We start from the raw sequence: 17149 nt of genomic DNA, 5'->3' as shown, positions 1-17149 counted from the left end.
CCTGCGGACGTTTGGGTAAGGGCCGCTCTCCAGGAGAGCGGCCCTTACCCGTTCCCTCAGTTCGGGTCGGGCCCCACGGCCACCGGGCGCTCCGGGTCCGCCGACCACTCCGACCAGGAACCCACGTACAGCGCGGCCGGCATGCCCGCCACCGCGAGGGCCAGCACCTCGTGGGCGGCGGAGACGCCCGAGCCGCAGTACACGCCCACCGGGACGTCCCCGGCGGCGCCCAGCTCCTTGAAACGGGCGTGGAGTTCGTCGGCGGGCCGGAACCGCCCGTCCGCCGCGACATTCTCGGCCGTCGGGGCCGACACCGCGCCCGGGATGTGGCCGCCGACCGGGTCGATCGGCTCCACCTCGCCCCGGTACCGCTCCCCCGCGCGGGCGTCGAGGAGCAGTCCGGTGCGGGCCAGTTCGGCGGCGCCGTCCGCGTCGAGCAGACCGGCGGCGGCCGGGACCGGCTCGAAGTCGCCGGGCGCGGGCGCCGGGACGTCGGTGGTGAGCGGGCCCGGCCAGGCGGACAGTCCGCCGTCGAGGACCCGCACGTCCGGGTGACCGGTCCAGCGCAGCAGCCACCAGGCGCGAGCCGCCGCCCAGCCCTGGCCGCCGTCGTAGACGACGACCGGCCGCCCGGCCGACACGCCCGCCCGGCGCATCGCGGCACCGAACTCGGCGAGCTCCGGCAACGGGTGCCGGCCGGCCGGACCGGGCGCGGCGGCGAGTTCCCGGTCCAGATCGACGTAGACCGCGCCGGGCAGATGACCGGCCGCGTACGCGGCCCGGCCGTCGAACGGCGGCGCACCGGCCGCCTTGGCCGCACTCAGCTGCCAGCGGACGTCGAGCAGCACCGGCGGGGCCGCCGCCGCCAGGTCGCTCGCGAGGTCGGTTGCGGAGATGATGGCGTTCATGGCCACCATCCTGACGCACCGGCTGGCCGACACGTCGCTGTCGGGTTAACCTGCCCGCCGGGCAGCCCCGATCACGGGGCGTACAGAATCGGGCACATGCTGTACAGCCGATCGGCTTTCGTCAACCAGCGTACGGAAACGGACAGCGCGGTGGGCTGACGCGCTCAGCTCCGGGGCGGGTGCCGGTACGGCCGGGGGGTCCGTCAGTGCGGAAGCGACCGGCCACCGCGAGGGGCCGAGAGAAGAGCGACGATGACCGAGTCACGGGGACGGGCCGGCCAGGACGGCGATGACACCGCCCTGCGCATCCCCGGCACACCCTGCTGGGTGAGCCTGATGGCACACGGCCTGGAGGCGACCCAGGAGTTCTACGGAGCGCTGTTCGGCTGGGAGTTCCGGCCGGGCCCCCAGCAGCTCGGCCCCTATCTGCGGGCCCTGCTCGACGGGCGGGAGGTGGCCGGCATCGGACAACTGCCCCCGGACCGGCGACTGCCCGTCGCCTGGACGCCGTACCTGGCCTCCGACGACGTGGACCGCACGGCCGGCACCGTGCGGTCGTGCGGCGGCACGGTCGCCGTGGGACCGCTGGACGCGGCCGAGGCCGGACGGATGCTGCTCGCCTCCGACCCGTCCGGCGCCGTCTTCGGCGTCTGGCAGGCCGCGGCCCACCTGGGCACGGCCGTCACCGGGGTGCCGGGCACACCTGCCTGGAACGAGCTGGTCACCTACACGGCGGCGGGCGTCGCCACGTTCTATGTGACGGCGTTCGGCCATGCGCAGAAGGCGGTGCCCGCCACCGGCCGCGACTACGTCACCCTGCATGTCGACGGCCGGCCGGTCGCCGGCGTCCGCGGCGTGGGCGACGCCCTGCCCCGGGACCGGGGGCCGCACTGGGTGACGTACTTCGAGACGGCCGACGTGGCGGACGCGGTGCGGCGGGTGGCCGGGCTGGGCGGGCGGGTCCTGGAGGGGGTGCGGGAGGACGACCTGGGGCGGGTGGCGATGGTGGCGGACCGGGAGGGCGCGCGGTTCGCGCTGCTGGAGCGCGCGCCGGGGTGAACGGGGGCCGTCAGGCGGGCGGTACCGGCAGCACGTCCGGCGACAGCGCCGCCGCCCGCGCCGTGGCGCTCGTCATACGGCGGCGGTGATGGCGCCGGCACAGCACCTCGTACCCCACCTCGTCCAGGGACTGGTCGACATCGCCGACGACCACCTGGGCGCCCTCGACCACCATGACGCCGCCGACCGTGCGGGCGTTGTGGGTGGCGCGGGCGCCGCACCAGCACAGCGCCTCGACCTGGAGGACCTCGACCCGGTCGGCGAGTTCGACCAGGCGCTGGGAGCCGGGGAACAGCTTGGAGCGGAAGTCGGTGGTGATGCCGAAGGCGTAGACGTCCAGGTCGAGGTCGTCGACGACGCGGGCCAGCTGGTCGATCTGGTCCGGCGCCAGGAACTGGGCCTCGTCCGCGATCACGTAGTCGGCCCGGCCGCCCTGCGAGAGGTGGTCGACGAGGTACCCGTACAGGTCGGTGCCGTCCGCCACCTCGACCGCGTCGGTGACCAGGCCGAGCCGGGAGGAGAGCTTGCCCTCGCCGGCCCGGTCGTCCCGGGTGAAGATCATGCCGGTCAGGCCGCGCGCGGAGCGGTTGTGCTCGATCTGGAGGGCCAGGGTCGACTTCCCGCAGTCCATCGTTCCGGAGAAGAAGACCAGCTCGGGCATGAGGGGTTGAGCACCTTTCGGCAACGGGACGGCAGTGCGGTTCAGGAGCGTACTTCGAGGAGCGGGACGAACTGCTCGGCCGGGGTCATCGAGCCGTGGTTGCCGACCATCGCCGACTCCTTCGGCTCCCGGTCGGAGGCGATGAGCAGGACGTCGTCCCGGGCGGCGGCGATGACGTCGCCGATCCGGTCGTACACCCGGTCCTCGATGTGCGGGCCGAACCAGCCCGCCTCGATCGCCTCGTCTCGCGAGGCGACCCAGAACTGCTCGCCGAGCACCTCGCGCCAGCAGGCCAGGACGTCGTCGTGGGCGCCCGGCACCGCGTAGACGTGCCGGGCGCGGCCCTCGCCGCCGAGCAGGGCGACGCCGGCCCGCAGCTCCCAGTCGGCGTCGAAGTCGACGCGGTGCTCCTCGTCGAAGGGCACGTCGACCATGCCGTGGTCGGCGGTGACGTAGAGGGCGGTGCGCGGCGGGAGCTGTTCGGCCAGCCGCTGGACCAGCCGGTCGACGTGGGAGAGCCGGCCGCGCCAGGTGTCGGAGTCGACGCCGAAGCGGTGGCCGGCGCCGTCCACCTCCGAGTAGTACGTGTAAACCAGGGCGCGGTCGGCGGCGGCCAGTTGCTCGGCGGCCAGGTCCATGCGGTCCTCGCCGGACTCGCGGCCCAGGAAGGTGCCGCCGCTGAGCGCGATCTTGGTCAGCGGGGTGTGCTGGAAGGCGGGGGCGGAGACCTGCACGGCGTGCACGCCCGCGGCGTGGGCGAGCTGGAAGACGGTGGGGCGGGGCTGCCAGACCTGCGGGTCGGTCCAGGGCTGCCAGCGCAGCTGGTTCATCAGCTCGCCGGTGGCCGGGTCGCGGACCGTGTAACCGGGCAGGCCGTGCGCGCCGGGGGGCAGGCCGGTGCCGACGGAGGCGAGGGAGGTGGCGGTGGTCGCCGGGAACCCGGCGGTGACCGGGCGTCCGGTGCCGCCGCGCGAGCTGCCGAGGAGGGAGGTCAGGAAGGGGGCGTACTCGGGGTGGGCGCGCAACTGCTCCCAGCCGAGGCCGTCGATCAGGAAGACGCAGTTCCGGTCGGCGGGGGCCAGTTCCCCGATCGTCGCGGTCGTGCCGGGCACGGCCATGCCGGCCGCGAGCGTGGGCAGCAGGTCGGCGAGGGAGCCGGTGCCGTACTCGGGGACGGGCGCGGAGTCGACCGGGAGCGGTTCGGGGTGGATGTCCCAGGCGGTGGACTGAGACATCAGTGCGCGGTGTCCGCGGTCGCCTCGGAGAGCGCCTGGGCGAAGGCGAGGGCCTGGCGCACCGTCTCCGGTCCGTCGCCGGCCTCGCTGACCCGCAGGCTGAGGTCGTCGGCGGTCGAGCTGCCGGTGTAGCCGTGGTCCGCCTCGCAGTTGGGGTCGCCGCAGGCGGCGGGCTCCAGGTCGATGCGGGCGACGGCGCCCCAGCCGATGGTCAGCACGATCTCGCGGGGCAGCGTGCCCGGCTTGTACTGCTCGGGGTTGGCGACCACCCGGCTGACCACGATGGACGAGATCCGGCCGATCTTGACGGACTCGGTGGAGGTGGTGGCGTAGGGGGACGGGGAGGTGTCGTCGGCGGCCTGCTCGTCGGTGTGGCTGACGATGAAGCGGTTGCCGGTGAGGACGAGCACGGTCACGTGCCGCCGCACCTCGTTCTGGTCGAACGTGGTCTCCTGGTGGACCAGGTACGACCGGACGGGCTCGCCGCCCACGGCGGCCTCCACCGCCTCGGCCACGAGGGCCGGGTAGTAGCCGCTGCGCTCGATCGCCGCACGCAGCCCCTGGGTCGTCGTACTGGTCTTGGCCATGCCGTCCATCCTACGGGGGCCCACTGACTGCCCGGCACGGTCGTGGCCGTCCCGGTTCCGGCGGCCGCCTCCTCGCGGGGCGGTCGGGCGGGGGCGGTCAGTACGCCGGGAGCGTGCGCGGGCCGAGGTCGTCCCGGGCGGGCGGCGGGGCCAGGCGCACCGAGGCGCCCAGGACGCTGAGGCCGCGCGGGGCGACCACCACCGGTTCCAGGGTGACCGCGACGACCTCCGGGTGGTCGTCGACCAGGCGGGAGACGCGCTGGAGCAGTTCCTCCAGGGCGGCCGTGTCCACCGGGTCCGAACCGCGCCAGCCGAAGAGCAGCGGAGCGGTTCGTATCGAACGTATGAGTGATGCCGCGTCCCGGTCGGTGACCGGGACCAGCCGGTGCGCCATGTCGCCGAGCAGCTGGGTGGCGGCGCCGGCCAGCCCGAAGGAGAGCACGGCGCCGGCCGCCGGGTCGATGACGGCCCGCACCACGGTGTCGACGCCGCGCGGTGCCATGGCCTGCACCACGGGGCGCAGCTCGGCCGGCGTCCCGAACAGGTCGGTCAACTCCTCGTAGGCGCGGCGCAGCTGTTCCTCGTCCGTCAGATCCAGCCGTACGCCGCCCAGGTCGGCGCGGTGGCGCAGGTGCGGGGCGGTGGCCTTGAGGGCGACCGGCCGGCCGAGGGCGCGCGCGGCGGCCACGGCGGCGTCGGGGGTGGGGGCGGGCAGGGTGCGGTGGACCTGGATGCCGTAGCGGCCGAGCAGCTCGCAGGTCTCCGCGTCGCCGAGGGTGAGCCCCGCGCCGCGCGCGAGGTGGCCGCCGATCAGCTCGGCGGCGCCCTTCTCGTCGACGTCCTCGTACTCCGGCACCTTGCCCGGCTCGGCGGTGTCGCGCCGCCAGCGGGCGTAGGCGACGGCCTGCGCGAGGGCCCGGACGGCTCGCTCGGCGGCGGGGTAGGCGGGGATGAGGTGGGTGCCGTCGGGGGGCCGCGGGGCGGGGGGTTCGTCGGCCGGGGCGGGCGCTTCCCCGGTGGCCGGCTGTGCGACCGCGCTCGTCCGGGCCTGCGGAGCCGTACTGGTGGCCGCCGACAGGGCCTCCGCCAGGCCGCCCAGTTCCACGTGGACCACCAGGACCGGCTTGGCGGGCGCCTCGACGGTGGCCGCGCGCAGGGCCTCGGCCAGGGCGGCGTCGCCGGCCGCGCCCTCGCCGAGGGCCGGGATCGCGGTCACCACCACGGCGTCGCACGCGTCGTCGGCCAGCGCCCGGGCCAGCGCCGCCCGGAAGTCCGCCGGGGCCGCGGCCATGGTCAGGTCCAGCGGGGACAGCGGCCGCAGCCCCTCGGCCAGGCAGGCGTCGTGGGTGAGCAGGCCCAGCGACTCCGAGTTGCCCAGGATCGCCACCCGGGGCCCGGCGGGCAGCGGCTGCCGGGCCAGCAGCAGCCCCGCGTCGACCAGCTCGGTGATGGTGTCGACGCGGATCACGCCGGCCTGCCGCAGCAGGGCGGAGACCGTGGCGTGCGGCAGCCGGGTGGCACGCACCGCGTGGCCCTGCGGCGCCGCGCCGCCGTGCCGGGCGCCCTGCACCACCACCAGCGGCTTGACCGCCGCCGTGCGCCGCGCCAGGCGGGTGAACTTGCGCGGGTTGCCGATGGACTCCAGGTACATCAGGACGACGTCGGTGTCCGGGTCGTCGTACCAGTACTGCATGACGTCGTTGCCGGAGACGTCGGCGCGGTTGCCGGACGAGACGAATGTCGAGACGCCGGTCACGCCGGTGACCCCGCCGCCGCGCCGGTGCAGCCGGGAGAGCAGGGCGATGCCGATGGCGCCGGACTGGGCGAACAGCCCGATCCGGCCGGGGCGCGGCATCTCGGGGGCAAGGGAGGCGTTGAGCCGGACCTCGGGTGCGGTGTTGACGACGCCGAAGGCGTTGGGGCCGATGATGCGCATGCCGTACGCGCGCGCCTGCCGCACCAGGGCGCGCTGGCGCTCGCGCCCCTCGGGGCCGCTCTCGGCGTACCCGGCGGCGACCACGACCAGTCCCCGTACGCCGTGCCGCCCGCACTCGTCGACGACCGCCGGGACCTGCTCGGCGGGGACCGCGAGGACCGCGAGGTCCACGGGCGCGTCGATCTCCGGCACGGATCGGTGGGCGGGCACCCCGTCGAATTCCGCGCGCTCCTTGTCGAAGGCGCGGTTCACCGCGTACAGCCGGCCGGTGAAGCCGGCCTCCCTGAGGTTGTCTAGGACGGAACGGCCCACGCCGCCGGGGGTGCGGCCGACGCCGACCACCGCGACCGAGCCGGGGGCGAGCAGCCGCCGTACCGAGCGGCCCTCGGCGCGCTGCTCGCGCGCGTACTGCACGGCGAGCGAGCGGTCGGTGGGTTCGAGACCGAACTCCAGGCGGACCACGCCGTCCTCGAAGCTGCGCTTCTGGGTGTATCCGGCGTCCGTGAACACCTTGATCATCTTGGTGTTGGCGGGGAGCACCTCGGCGGCGAAGCGGCGGATGCCGCGCTCGCGGGCGACCGCGGCGATGTGCTCCAGGAGCGCGGAGGCGACTCCGCGTCCCTGATGGGCGTCCTGGACCAGGAAGGCGACCTCGGCCTCGTCGGCCGGGGCATGCGCGGGCGCGCCGTCGGCGCCGATCCGGTCGAAGCGGACGGTGGCGATGAACTCGCCGCCCACCGTGGCCGCGAGCCCCACCCGGTCCACGAAGTCGTGGTGGGTGAAGCGGTGCACGTCCTTGGCGGACAGCCGGGGGTAGGGCGCGAAGAAGCGGTAGTACTTCGACTCGTCGGAGACCTGCTCGTAGAAGCTGACCAGGCGCTCGGCGTCGGCGGCGGTGATGGGACGCACCCGGGCGGTGCCGCCGTCGCGCAGCACCACGTCCGCCTCCCAGTGGGCGGGGTACTCCTGCCGGTCCGGCGCGGTCTCCATGGGGCCCAGCGTACGGCGCGGGTACGACAACGGCTCGGGGCCGACTGGGGCAGTCTGGGGGGACACCGTATGGAACACTGGTCACCGGTCACTGGTCTAGACAACCTTGCTCCGACCTTGAGCCGATCTTGGTCCAGACCTTGATCCAGACAACCCTGATCACCTGAAGGGCAGCAACACATGGCTGAGCGCCGCGTCAACGTCGGCTGGGCCGAGGGTCTCCACGCCCGCCCCGCCTCCATCTTCGTCCGGGCCGCCACGGCCACCGGTGTGCCGGTGACGATCGCCAAGGCCGACGGCACCCCCGTCAACGCGGCCTCCATGCTGGCCGTGCTGGGGCTGGGCGCGCAGGGCGGCGAGGAGGTCGTCCTGGCCTCGGACGCCGAGGGCGCGGACGCCGCGCTGGAGCGGCTGGCGAAGCTGGTCGCCGAGGGGCTCGAGGAGCTTCCGGAGACCGTCTGAGCCACCGCGCGCAGCACGGTCAAGCCGTGCCAACCCTTCGGGGACGGCACGGCTTCCGCATTTCCGCACCCGGACGCCGGTAATTCACCGGACCGCTGGCGAAAACATCCGCCGGGTCACGGCAAATAGGCAGCGGAAATAGACCTCGCCGAGGTCTCGCCGAATAGCTCCTCTTTGTATACGGCGGCCGTGTTAATGACGCAGGCTCGGCATGTTTACGGCACGTTGCGAGTTCCTCACACGCTCCGCGCGGTCGGCGGCCGGGGCGAAGCGCAGCCGGTGCGCGGCCGTGGACCGCTCGGTGTGCAGCGCGGTGAGCGACCGGGCCCGCTCGCCGTCGCCCCGGGCCACCGCGTCGACGATCGCGCCGTGCTCCGCCCAGGTGTCCGCCGGGCTGGCCGGCGCCTCCACCGCGTACATCCAGGCGATCCGGTGCCGCAGCTGGGTCAGCGTCGTGGTCAGGGACGCGCTGCCGGCCGCCTGGGCGAGCGTCTCGTGGAACCAGCCGCCCAGCGAGCGCAGGTCGTCGCTGTTGCCCCGCCTGGCCCGCTCCTGGCCCAGCCGCACCAGGCCGCGCAGCACCTTCAGATGGGCCTCGCTGCGCCGCTGGGCGGCCCGGGCGGCGCCGAGCGGTTCCAGCAGCAGCCGCATCTCCAGCAGGTCGGCGGCCTCCTGCTCGGTCGGTTCGGCCACGCACGCGCCCGCGTGCCGCCGGGTCACCACGAAGCCCTCGGCCTCCAGGGTCCGCAGGGCCTCGCGCACCGGGACGCGGGAGACGCCGTAGCGGCGGGCGAGCAGTTCCTCGGTGAGCCGGCTGCCGCGCTCGTAGACACCGGCGACGATGTCGTCCCGGATCGCCGTGCATACCGAGTGCGCCGGAATACGCATGACCGACCTCCGCTTTAATCCCCGTGAAACGTCGACGATTGACGCGTGTTCAGTGACTCTATTGCAATGCGCCGCACTTTCCGATGGGGGGTCGGTTTCGGTGGCTGTTCTTGGGCTGTTTTTGGTCACCTTTAACGCCGAAAGCCCCGGCTCGGGGAGCCGGGGCTTTCGAAGGGGCGTGCGGGGTCAGACGGTGACACCGTGGGAGCGCAGGTAGGCCACGGGGTCGATGTCCGAGCCGTACTCCGGGCCGGTGCGGGCCTCGAAGTGCAGGTGCGGCCCGGTGGCGTTGCCGGTCGCGCCGGAGCGGGCGATCTGCTCGCCGGGGTCGACCGTCTGGCCGACCGAGACCCCGATGGACGACAGGTGGCCGTACTGCGTGTACGTACCGTCGTGCATCTTGATCACGACCTGGTTGCCGTACGCGCCGCCCCAGCCGGCCTCGACGACGGTACCGGCGCCGACCGCGTGGACGGCGGTGCCGGACGCGGCGTGGAAGTCGATGCCGGTGTGGGTGCCGGAGGACCACAGGCCGCTGCTGGCCCGGTAGGCGGTGGAGACGTAGGAGCCGCTGACGGGCGCCACGTAGGTGGTCAGGCGCTTGCGCTCGGCCGCGCGGGCGGCGCGCTCCTTGGCCTCGCGGGCCTGCTCGGCGGCCTCGGCGGCCCGCTGCCGGGCGTCCGCCTCGGCCTTCTCCCGGGCGGCGGCGTCCTCGGCGGCCTGCCGCTGGGCGTCCGCCTGGGCGCCGACCTCCTGGGCCACGGAGTCGCCGAGGGTGATGACCGGGGTGAGGCCGGTGTCCTCGGGGGACGGCTCGGCGGCCAGCGCGGGGGCCGCGAGGGTGCCCAGGACGCCGGTGGTGGTGAGGGTCGCGACACCCGCCGCGCGGACGGTGCTGCGGTGGATCCGGCCGGGACGACGGTGCTTCCCGGTGGCGCGCGTGAACGCCATGTAGAGGCTGGTCCTTTCCTTCCCTCTCGCCTACCGGGTTAGCTGACGGGTTCGGAGCAGGAAGGTCTCCTACGGACCCCCTCGCCTCCGCGCGGGTGTCCGATTCACCCCAGGGACGATGGGTCCCCGGCTCCCCTGGCTCGCGCCGTACGGGGACTCGGCGATGACTGTCCGGTGCCGCGGGTGCGGCGCACTGCCTGACGAACAGCCGGGGAGACGCTAAGCGGGCGTCCGTTCAAGACTCAAACGCAACGGGGTTTTTGTTGCTCATCCCACAGGGCAGACAGGCAACCTCCGGATGAATTCGCCCCATTCGGACATAGGGCGGCTCCGGTGACAGAACAGTCACCGGAGCCGCCCCGCGCGCGCGTGCCGCTACTCGGCGCCGACGACCGTGACTTCGCCGATGCCGAGCGCCTCGACCGGCGCCTTGATCTGCGCCGCGTCGCCCACCAGGACGGTCACCAGGCGGTCCACCGGGAAGGCGTTGACCACCGCCGCGGTGGCCTCCACCGTGCCGGTCGCGGCGAGCCGCTGGTACAGCGTCGCCTGGTAGTCGTCGGGCAGGTACTGCTCGACCTGGTCGGCCAGGGTGCCCGCGACGGCCGCCGCCGTCTCGTACTTCAGCGGCGCGACGCCCACCAGGTTCTGCACGGCGACGTCCCGCTCGGCGTCGGTGAGGCCGTCCTCGGCGAGCGTGCGCAGCACCTTCCACAGGTCGTCGAGGGCCGGCCCGGTGTTCGGGGTGTCGACGGAGCCGCTGATGGCGAGCATCGCGGCACCGGTGCCGTCGGGCGCGGACCGCAGCACCTGACCGAAGGACCGGACGCCGTAGGTGTAGCCCTTCTCCTCGCGCAGGACCCGGTCCAGGCGGGAGGTGAGGGTGCCGCCCAGGCAGTACGTGCCGAGCACCTGCGCGGCCCAGACGCTGTCGTGCCGGTCCGGGCCGGTGCGGCCGATCAGCAGCTGCGTCTGCACCGAGCCGGGGCGGTCCACGATGACGACCCGGCCGGTGTCGTCGGCGGTCACCGGGGGCACCGGGCGCGGCTCGGCGGCCGAGCCGGTCCACGAGCCGAGGGTGTCGGCGAGCAGCGCGTCGAGGTCGACACCGGTGAGGTCGCCGACCACCACGGCGGTGGCGGTGGCGGGGCGTACGTGCTTCTCGTAGAAGGCGCGGACGGCCGCCGAGTCGATGCCGGCGACCGTCTCCTCGGTGCCCTGGCGCGGGCGGGACATCCGGGAGTCCGCCGGGAACAGCTCCTTGGAGAGCTCCTTGGCGGCCCGGCGCGCGGGGTTGGCCAGCTCGTGCGGGATCTCGTCGAGCCGGTTGCGCACCAGGCGCTCGATCTCGCTGTCGGCGAACGCGGGCGCCCTGAGCGCGTCGGCGACCAGACCGAGTGCCTTGGCGAGGCGGGAGACCGGCACTTCGAGGCTGAGGCGGACGCCGGGGTGGTCGGCGTGCGCGTCCAGGGTGGCCCCGCAGCGCTCCAGTTCGGCGGCGAACTCCTCGGCGGTGTGCTTGTCGGTGCCCTCGGAGAAGGCCCGCGCCATGATGGTGGCGACCCCGTCCAGGCCGGCCGGTTCGGCGTCCAGCGGCGCCCGCAGGAACACCTCGACGGCCACCACCTGCTGGCCGGGGCGGTCGCAGCGCAGCAGCGTCAGACCGTTGCCGAGGGTGCCGCGCCCGGGGGCCGGGAAGGCCCAGGGCCTGGGCTCGCCGGCCTGCGGCCGCGGGTGGAATTCCATGGTGGCCAGCTCGGTCACTTGGCCGCCTCCTCGTTCTCGTCGGTGGCGTCGTCGGCGTCGGCCGCCGGGGCGGTGGGCTCGTAGACGAGCACCGCGCGGTTGTCGGGGCGCAGGCGGGCCTTGGCGACCTCCTGGACCTCCTCCCGCGTCACCTCCAGGACGCGCTGTACGGCGGTCAGGGCGAGCTGCGGGTCGCCGAACAGGACGGCGTAGCGGCACAGTTCGTCGGCGCGTCCGGCGACCGTGCCGAGCCGGTCCAGCCACTCGCGCTCCAGCTGGGCCTGGGCCCGCTCCATCTCCTCGGCGGTGGGGCCCTGCTCGGCGAACCGGGCCAGCTCCTCGTCGATGGCGGCCTCGATGACCGGCACCTCGACGTCACCGGAGGTCTTCACGTCCAGCCAGCCGAGCGAGGGGGCGCCGGCCAGCCGCAGCAGGCCGAAGCCGGCCGCCACAGCGGTGCGGTCGCGGCGCACCAGGCGGTTGTAGAGGCGGGAGGACTCGCCGCCGCCGAGGACGGTGAGCGCCAGGTCGGCGGCGTCGCACGCGCGCGTGCCGTCGTGCGGCAGGCGGTAGGCGGCCATCAGGGCGCGGGCCGGGACCTCCTCCTCGACGACCTCGCGCACCTGCTCGCCCATCACCTCGGGCAGCGCGCCGTCCCGGGGGGCGGGCTTGCCGTCGTGCGAGGCGATGGAGCCGAAGTACCGCTCCACCCAGGCGAGGGTCTGCTCGGGGTCGATGTCGCCGACCACGGACAGCACCGCGTTGTTGGGCGCGTAGTACGTACGGAAGAACGCGCGGGCGTCCTCCAGGGTGGCCGCGTCCAGGTCGGCCATGGAGCCGATCGGGGTGTGGTGGTAGGGGTGGCCCGCCGGGTAGGCGAGGGCGGTCAGCTTCTCGAACGCGGTGCCGTAGGGCACGTTGTCGTAGCGCTGGCGGCGTTCGTTCTTGACGACGTCGCGCTGGTTCTCCATCGACTCGTCGTCGAGGGCGGCGAGCAGCGAGCCCATGCGGTCGGCCTCCAGCCAGAGGGCGAGCTCCAGCTGGTGGGTGGGCATGGTCTCGAAGTAGTTGGTGCGCTCGAAGCTGGTGGTGCCGTTGAGGGAGCCGCCGGCGCCCTGCACCAGTTCGAAGTGGCCGTTGCCCGTGACCTGGGCGGAGCCCTGGAACATCAGGTGCTCGAAAAGGTGAGCCAGACCGGTACGGCCCTTGACCTCGTGGCGGGAGCCGACGTCGTACCAGAGGCACACCGCCGCGACCGGGGTCAGGTGGTCCTCGGAGAGCACCACGCGCAGGCCGTTGGCCAGGCGGTACTCGGTCGCTGTCAGCCCGCCGGAGCCTGCCTCGGCGGTGGCCGTGTGACCCATGGGCATGTACGTCCCTTCGCTCGCGGAAACCTTGGGTGGAATCACTGGTCCGAACCGAATCACTGGTCGGAACTGCGGAATTCCTACCGATCCTGCCACTGTATGCAAGCGCGCGGAGCAGCGGAGAAGTTCCCGCCGCCGGTACGCCGAGAGCGAGCGCCTCCGGCGGTGGGGCGCGGGGCGGGCGCAGTGGCGGGAGGGAAGCGGGGGGAACTGACGGGGGCCGGGTCTCCCGGGGGCCAGAGGGACCGGGCTCGGGCCGACGGAGGCGGTCGTGGCCGGGCAGCCGGCCCGGCAGGCCGCACGGCGAACGCCGGTCGGGTGCCTGTCGCGGCGGACCGGCGCGGGTCTCGCGGGTCTGGTTTCGCGGGTCTCCCCTCGGTCTCCTCGCGGGTCTCCCCCGGAGGTGCAGCCGGCGCGGCCGGCAGCTGCGGCCGGTGGTGCGCGACGGCGTGCGCGTCAGGTCGCCGGGGGTGAGGGCGTACCCTGCGGGCAGCACCGGGCCGGGCGCCCGCGACGGGTCCTGGCCGGTCGCTGTCAGTGCCGCGGTCCACAATGGACCGCGTCAGATCACCGTTCACCGTTCACGCTTCAGCAAGGAGCCGGCAGCGATGGCCCGCCGTAGTACGAAGACCCCGCCGCCCGACGATCCGTTCGAGGAGAAGATCCTCGACATCGACGTCGTCGACGAGATGCAGGGCTCGTTCCTCGAGTACGCGTACTCGGTCATCTACTCCCGTGCCCTGCCGGACGCACGCGACGGACTCAAGCCGGTGCACCGCCGCATCGTCTACCAGATGAACGAGATGGGCCTCAGGCCCGAGCGCGGGTACGTGAAGTGCGCCCGTGTCGTCGGCGAGGTGATGGGCAAGCTGCATCCGCACGGCGACGCGTCGATCTACGACGCCCTGGTCCGCATGGCCCAGCCGTTCTCGATGCGCGTCCCGTTGGTCGACGGCCACGGCAACTTCGGCTCGCTGGGCAACGACGACCCGCCCGCCGCCATGCGGTACACCGAGTGCCGGATGGCCGAGGCGGCCGGCCTGATGACGGAGTCCATCGACGAGGACACCGTCGACTTCGCCCCCAACTACGACGGCCAGGAGCAGGAACCCCAGGCGCTGCCCGCCGCCTTCCCCAACCTGCTGGTCAACGGCGCCTCCGGGATCGCCGTCGGCATGGCCACCAACATGCCGCCGCACAACCTGCGCGAGGTCATCGCCGCCGCCCGGCACCTGATCCGGTATCCGGCCGCCGACCTCGAAGCGCTGATGAAGCACGTGCCGGGCCCCGACCTGCCCACCGGCGGCGTGATCGTCGGCCTGCCCGGCGTCCGGGACGCGTACGCGACGGGCCGCGGCACGTTCAAGATCCGCGCCTCGGTGACGGTGGAGACGGTGACGGCCCGCCGCAAGGGCCTGGTCGTCACCGAGCTGCCGTTCGCGGTCGGCCCGGAGAAGGTGATCGCCAAGATCAAGGACCTGGTCGGCGCGAAGAAGCTCCAGGGCATCGCGGACGTCAAGGACCTCACCGACCGCGAGCACGGACTGCGCCTGGTCATCGAGATCAAGAACGGCTTCGTGCCGGAGGCGGTCCTGGAGCAGCTCTACAAGCTGACGCCGATGGAGGAGTCCTTCGGCATCAACAACGTCGCCCTGGTGGACGGCCAGCCCCTCACCCTGGGTCTGAAGGAGCTGCTGGAGGTCTATCTCGACCACCGGTTCACCGTGGTGCGGCGGCGCAGCGAGTTCCGCCGCGGCAAGCGCCGCGACCGGCTGCACCTGGTCGAGGGCCTGCTCACCGCGCTGATCGACATCGACGAGGTGATCCGCCTCATCCGCTCCAGCGAGAACTCCGCGCAGGCCAAGGAGCGCCTGATCGAGCGCTTCGGGCTGAGCGACGTGCAGACCCAGTACATCCTGGACACGCCGCTGCGCCGGCTCACCAAGTTCGACCGCATCGAGCTGGAGGCCGAGAAGGACCGGCTCAACGCGGAGATCGAGGAGCTGACCCGCATCCTGGATTCCGACGCGGAGCTGCGCAAGCTGGTCTCGGCGGAACTGGCCGCGGTGGCCAAGAAGTTCGGCACCGACCGCCGGACCGTCCTGCTGGAGTCGGCGTCCGCCCCGGTCGCCGCCGTGCCGCTCCAGGTGGCGGACGACCCGTGCCGGGTGCTGCTCTCCTCGACGGGACTGCTGGCCCGTACGGTGAACGGCGAGCCGTTCGCCTCGGACGGCGGCGCCAAACGGGTCAAGCACGACCTGATCGTCTCGGCGGTGCCGGCCACGGCCCGCGGTGAGTTCGGCGTGGTGACGTCCGCCGGGCGGCTGCTGCGGATCAACGTGGTCGACCTGCCGCAGTTGCCGGCGGACATGTCCCCGCCGAACCTGGCGGGCGGCGCGCCGCTGGCGGAGTTCGTCTCCCTGGAGGACGACGAGACGGTGGTCTGCCTGTCCACGCTCGACGAGTCCTCGCCGGGGCTCGCGCTCGGCACGGAGCAGGGCATCGTCAAGCGGGTGGTGCCCGACTACCCGGGCAACAAGGAGGAGCTGGAGGTCATCACCCTCAAGGAGGGCGACCGGATCGTCGGCGCGGTCGAACTGCGCACCGGCGAGGAGGACCTGGTCTTCATCACCGACGACGCCCAGCTGCTGCGCTACCAGGCGTCGCAGGTCCGTCCGCAGGGCCGGCCGGCCGGCGGGGTGGCCGGCATCAAGCTCACCGAGGGCGCGAAGGTCATCTCGTTCACGGCGGTCGACCCGGCGGCGGACGCGGTGGTCTTCACCGTGGCGGGCTCGCGCGGCACGCTGGACGACTCGGTGCAGACCACGGCGAAGCTGACGCCCTTCGACCAGTATCCGCGCAAGGGCCGGGCCACCGGCGGGGTGCGCTGCCAGCGGTTCCTGAAGGGCGAGGACTGCCTGGCCCTGGCCTGGGCGGGCCCCACGCCGGCCCTGGCCGCGCAGAAGAACGGCACGCCGGCCCAGCTCCCGGAGACCGACCCGCGCCGCGACGGCTCGGGCGTGTCCCTGCCGAAGACGGTGGCGGTGGTGGCCGGACCGGCCTAGCGGTCCGGGTCGGGATCGGGGTCGAGGTCGGGGTCGGGGGCGGGGTCCGGGCAGGAATCGGGCTCCGCCGCCCCGGCGTCGGGGTCCGGATCGTCCGCCGGTCCCGGTACGTAGCGCAGGACGCCCCACATGCCGTGCTCGTCGGCGTGCGGGGCGGGGCTCACGCACTCCTGGAGTTCCTTGGTGAGGGCGGGCGCGTCGATGCCGGTGCCGATCAGGACGAGCTGGGTCAGCCTTTCGGCGCCGGAGCCGGCGGGGGGCCAGGGCTCCGGGTAGAACCGCAGGAAGCGTCCGACGGCGTGCACCAGGTAGCGGTTGTGCGCGTCGTACGGGCCGAAGTCGACGTACCCCTTGATCCGGTACAGGCCCTCGGGCCGGCTGTCGAGGAACCGCATCAGGCGCCGCGGGTCCAGCGGCACGTCGGAGACGAACGACAGGCTGTCGTAGGCGGCGTGCAGATGGCCGGCGTGGCCGCCGGGCAGGGTGTGGTCGTGCAGGTCGTCGAAGGACAACTGCCCGACCCGCTCCTCGGCCGGCCGGCAGTCGAAGAGGAACTCGGGGTCGATCCGGCCGTAGGCGGCCGGGACGACGGCGGCCCGGTCGGTGAGCGAGCCGACCAGGCCGAGTACCCGCTCGCCGCCGTCCGGGGCCCGGTCGAGCTTGTTGACCACGACCAGGTCGGCGAGGGCGAGATGCCGGTCGATCTCGGGGTGCCGGGCCCGGGTGTCGTCGAACTCGGCGGCGTCGACGACCTCGACCAGACCGCCGTAGACGATGCCCTCCAGTTCGCTGGCGAGCAGCATGCGCACCAGTTCCTGGGGCTCGGCCAGGCCGCTGGCCTCGATGACGACGACGTCGACGCCGGTCTCCGGGCGGGCCAGCCGGGCCAGGTAGACGTCCAGTTCACCGGGGTCGACGGCGCAGCACAGGCAGCCGTTGCCGAGCGAGACGGTGGAGTCGCCGAGCGCGCCGGCCACCGCCATGGCGTCGATCTCGATGGCACCGAAGTCGTTGACGATCGCGCCGATGCGGCTGCCGCCGGAGCGGTGCAGCAGGTGGTTGAGGAGCGTGGTTTTCCCGGAACCGAGGAATCCGGCGAGGATGACCACCGGAATCTGCCGGGTCGGTACCCGCGGGGTCGGACTCTGCCCCAATGTGCTGCCTCTCTCACGCCTGCCGGACCGTGTGCAACCTCAGGATACGAGTCCCGGAAACGCCTCGAAGTGAACGATTGTTAGCAGCGCGCACGGGGCAGACGTTGGAGAAGGCGCCGGTGCGTGCGACCCCGCTTCCC

General features: G+C 73.5%; 13 protein-coding genes and 1 riboswitch. Of the genes, 3 read left to right on the top strand and 10 right to left on the bottom strand.

Annotation, left to right across the window (positions count from 1 at the left end):
* Positions 1-56: 56 nt before the first annotated feature.
* Positions 57-908, bottom strand: a complete 852-nt coding sequence (locus AB0G32_RS16365; RefSeq protein ID WP_361163064.1) for a sulfurtransferase — start codon at positions 906-908, stop codon at positions 57-59.
* A 252-nt stretch (positions 909-1160) separates the two neighbouring features.
* On the opposite strand from AB0G32_RS16365, the gene AB0G32_RS16360 reads away from it, so the two are divergent.
* On the top strand, positions 1161-1967 hold the full coding sequence (locus tag AB0G32_RS16360) for a VOC family protein (protein WP_361163062.1): 807 nt from the start codon (positions 1161-1163) through the stop codon (positions 1965-1967).
* Positions 1968-1977: 10 nt separating this feature from the next.
* Here AB0G32_RS16360 and AB0G32_RS16355 read toward each other — a convergent pair whose 3' ends face one another.
* From AB0G32_RS16355 to AB0G32_RS16340, 4 genes are all read right to left on the bottom strand, one after another.
* Positions 1978-2628, bottom strand: coding sequence for a thymidine kinase (locus AB0G32_RS16355; protein WP_361163060.1), 651 nt, complete (start codon positions 2626-2628; stop codon positions 1978-1980).
* Positions 2629-2669: 41 nt separating this feature from the next.
* Positions 2670-3863, bottom strand: a complete 1194-nt coding sequence (locus AB0G32_RS16350) for a nucleotide pyrophosphatase/phosphodiesterase family protein (protein ID WP_361163058.1) — start codon at positions 3861-3863, stop codon at positions 2670-2672.
* Positions 3863-4459, bottom strand: coding sequence for a DUF5998 family protein (locus AB0G32_RS16345; protein ID WP_215170084.1), 597 nt, complete (start codon positions 4457-4459; stop codon positions 3863-3865). The genes AB0G32_RS16350 and AB0G32_RS16345 overlap by 1 nt, the downstream gene beginning before the upstream one ends.
* Positions 4460-4547: 88 nt before the next feature.
* A complete protein-coding gene (locus tag AB0G32_RS16340; RefSeq protein WP_361163056.1) occupies positions 4548-7376 on the bottom strand; it encodes a GNAT family N-acetyltransferase in 2829 nt (942 codons plus the stop codon).
* A 180-nt stretch (positions 7377-7556) separates the two neighbouring features.
* Between AB0G32_RS16340 and AB0G32_RS16335 the strand changes: the two genes are divergently transcribed.
* Positions 7557-7838 carry an HPr family phosphocarrier protein gene (locus tag AB0G32_RS16335; RefSeq protein WP_361163054.1) on the top strand — a complete coding sequence of 94 codons (282 nt, stop codon included), beginning with the start codon at positions 7557-7559 and terminating at the stop codon, positions 7836-7838.
* A 192-nt stretch (positions 7839-8030) separates the two neighbouring features.
* Here AB0G32_RS16335 and AB0G32_RS16330 read toward each other — a convergent pair whose 3' ends face one another.
* The 4 genes from AB0G32_RS16330 to AB0G32_RS16315 all read right to left on the bottom strand — a co-directional run bounded on the left by AB0G32_RS16330 (position 8031) and on the right by AB0G32_RS16315 (position 12793).
* Positions 8031-8726, bottom strand: coding sequence for a GntR family transcriptional regulator (locus tag AB0G32_RS16330; RefSeq protein WP_361163052.1), 696 nt, complete (start codon positions 8724-8726; stop codon positions 8031-8033).
* A gap of 186 nt (positions 8727-8912) precedes the next feature.
* On the bottom strand, positions 8913-9677 hold the full coding sequence (locus AB0G32_RS16325; protein ID WP_361163050.1) for a M23 family metallopeptidase: 765 nt from the start codon (positions 9675-9677) through the stop codon (positions 8913-8915).
* Between the two features lie 12 nt (positions 9678-9689).
* Positions 9690-9850: riboswitch (cyclic di-AMP (ydaO/yuaA leader) on the bottom strand.
* Between the two features lie 202 nt (positions 9851-10052).
* Entirely contained in the window at positions 10053-11441 is a 1389-nt protein-coding gene (locus AB0G32_RS16320; RefSeq protein ID WP_361163048.1) for a pitrilysin family protein, read from the bottom strand.
* Positions 11438-12793: a pitrilysin family protein gene (locus AB0G32_RS16315; RefSeq protein ID WP_361163046.1), complete on the bottom strand. Its 1356-nt coding sequence runs from the start codon at positions 12791-12793 to the stop codon at positions 11438-11440. Before AB0G32_RS16315 ends, AB0G32_RS16320 begins: the two co-directional genes overlap by 4 nt.
* Before the next feature lie 605 nt (positions 12794-13398).
* On the opposite strand from AB0G32_RS16315, the gene AB0G32_RS16310 reads away from it, so the two are divergent.
* Positions 13399-15855, top strand: coding sequence for a DNA topoisomerase IV subunit A (locus AB0G32_RS16310; protein WP_361163044.1), 2457 nt, complete (start codon positions 13399-13401; stop codon positions 15853-15855).
* On the opposite strand, the gene AB0G32_RS16305 is transcribed toward AB0G32_RS16310, so the two are convergent.
* Entirely contained in the window at positions 15852-17009 is a 1158-nt protein-coding gene (locus AB0G32_RS16305) for a GTP-binding protein (RefSeq protein WP_361163042.1), read from the bottom strand. The two genes, AB0G32_RS16310 and AB0G32_RS16305, sit on opposite strands and share 4 nt — an antisense overlap.
* Positions 17010-17149 lie beyond the last annotated feature (140 nt).

The sequence above is a fragment of the Streptomyces sp. NPDC023723 genome (assembly GCF_040639815.1).
GTDB lineage: Bacteria > Actinomycetota > Actinomycetes > Streptomycetales > Streptomycetaceae > Streptomyces.
The sequence above is the reverse complement of the archived record's forward strand: the minus strand, read 5'-3'. Positions and strand labels throughout refer to the sequence as shown.

Excerpts from the sequence above, each read along its gene's own strand:
- AB0G32_RS16355 (WP_361163060.1), bottom strand. The coding sequence starts at position 2,628 with ATGCCCGAGCTGGTCTTCTTCTCCGGAACGATGGACTGCGGGAAGTCG.
- AB0G32_RS16340 (WP_361163056.1), bottom strand. The coding sequence starts at position 7,376 with ATGGAGACCGCGCCGGACCGGCAGGAGTACCCCGCCCACTGGGAGGCG.
- AB0G32_RS16315 (WP_361163046.1), bottom strand. The coding sequence starts at position 12,793 with ATGCCCATGGGTCACACGGCCACCGCCGAGGCAGGCTCCGGCGGGCTG.
- AB0G32_RS16360 (WP_361163062.1), top strand. The coding sequence starts at position 1,161 with ATGACCGAGTCACGGGGACGGGCCGGCCAGGACGGCGATGACACCGCC.
- AB0G32_RS16325 (WP_361163050.1), bottom strand. The coding sequence starts at position 9,677 with ATGGCGTTCACGCGCGCCACCGGGAAGCACCGTCGTCCCGGCCGGATC.
- AB0G32_RS16365 (WP_361163064.1), bottom strand. The coding sequence starts at position 908 with ATGAACGCCATCATCTCCGCAACCGACCTCGCGAGCGACCTGGCGGCG.
- AB0G32_RS16335 (WP_361163054.1), top strand. The coding sequence starts at position 7,557 with ATGGCTGAGCGCCGCGTCAACGTCGGCTGGGCCGAGGGTCTCCACGCC.
- AB0G32_RS16345 (WP_215170084.1), bottom strand. The coding sequence starts at position 4,459 with ATGGACGGCATGGCCAAGACCAGTACGACGACCCAGGGGCTGCGTGCG.
- AB0G32_RS16350 (WP_361163058.1), bottom strand. The coding sequence starts at position 3,863 with ATGTCTCAGTCCACCGCCTGGGACATCCACCCCGAACCGCTCCCGGTC.
- AB0G32_RS16310 (WP_361163044.1), top strand. The coding sequence starts at position 13,399 with ATGGCCCGCCGTAGTACGAAGACCCCGCCGCCCGACGATCCGTTCGAG.
- AB0G32_RS16330 (WP_361163052.1), bottom strand. The coding sequence starts at position 8,726 with ATGCGTATTCCGGCGCACTCGGTATGCACGGCGATCCGGGACGACATC.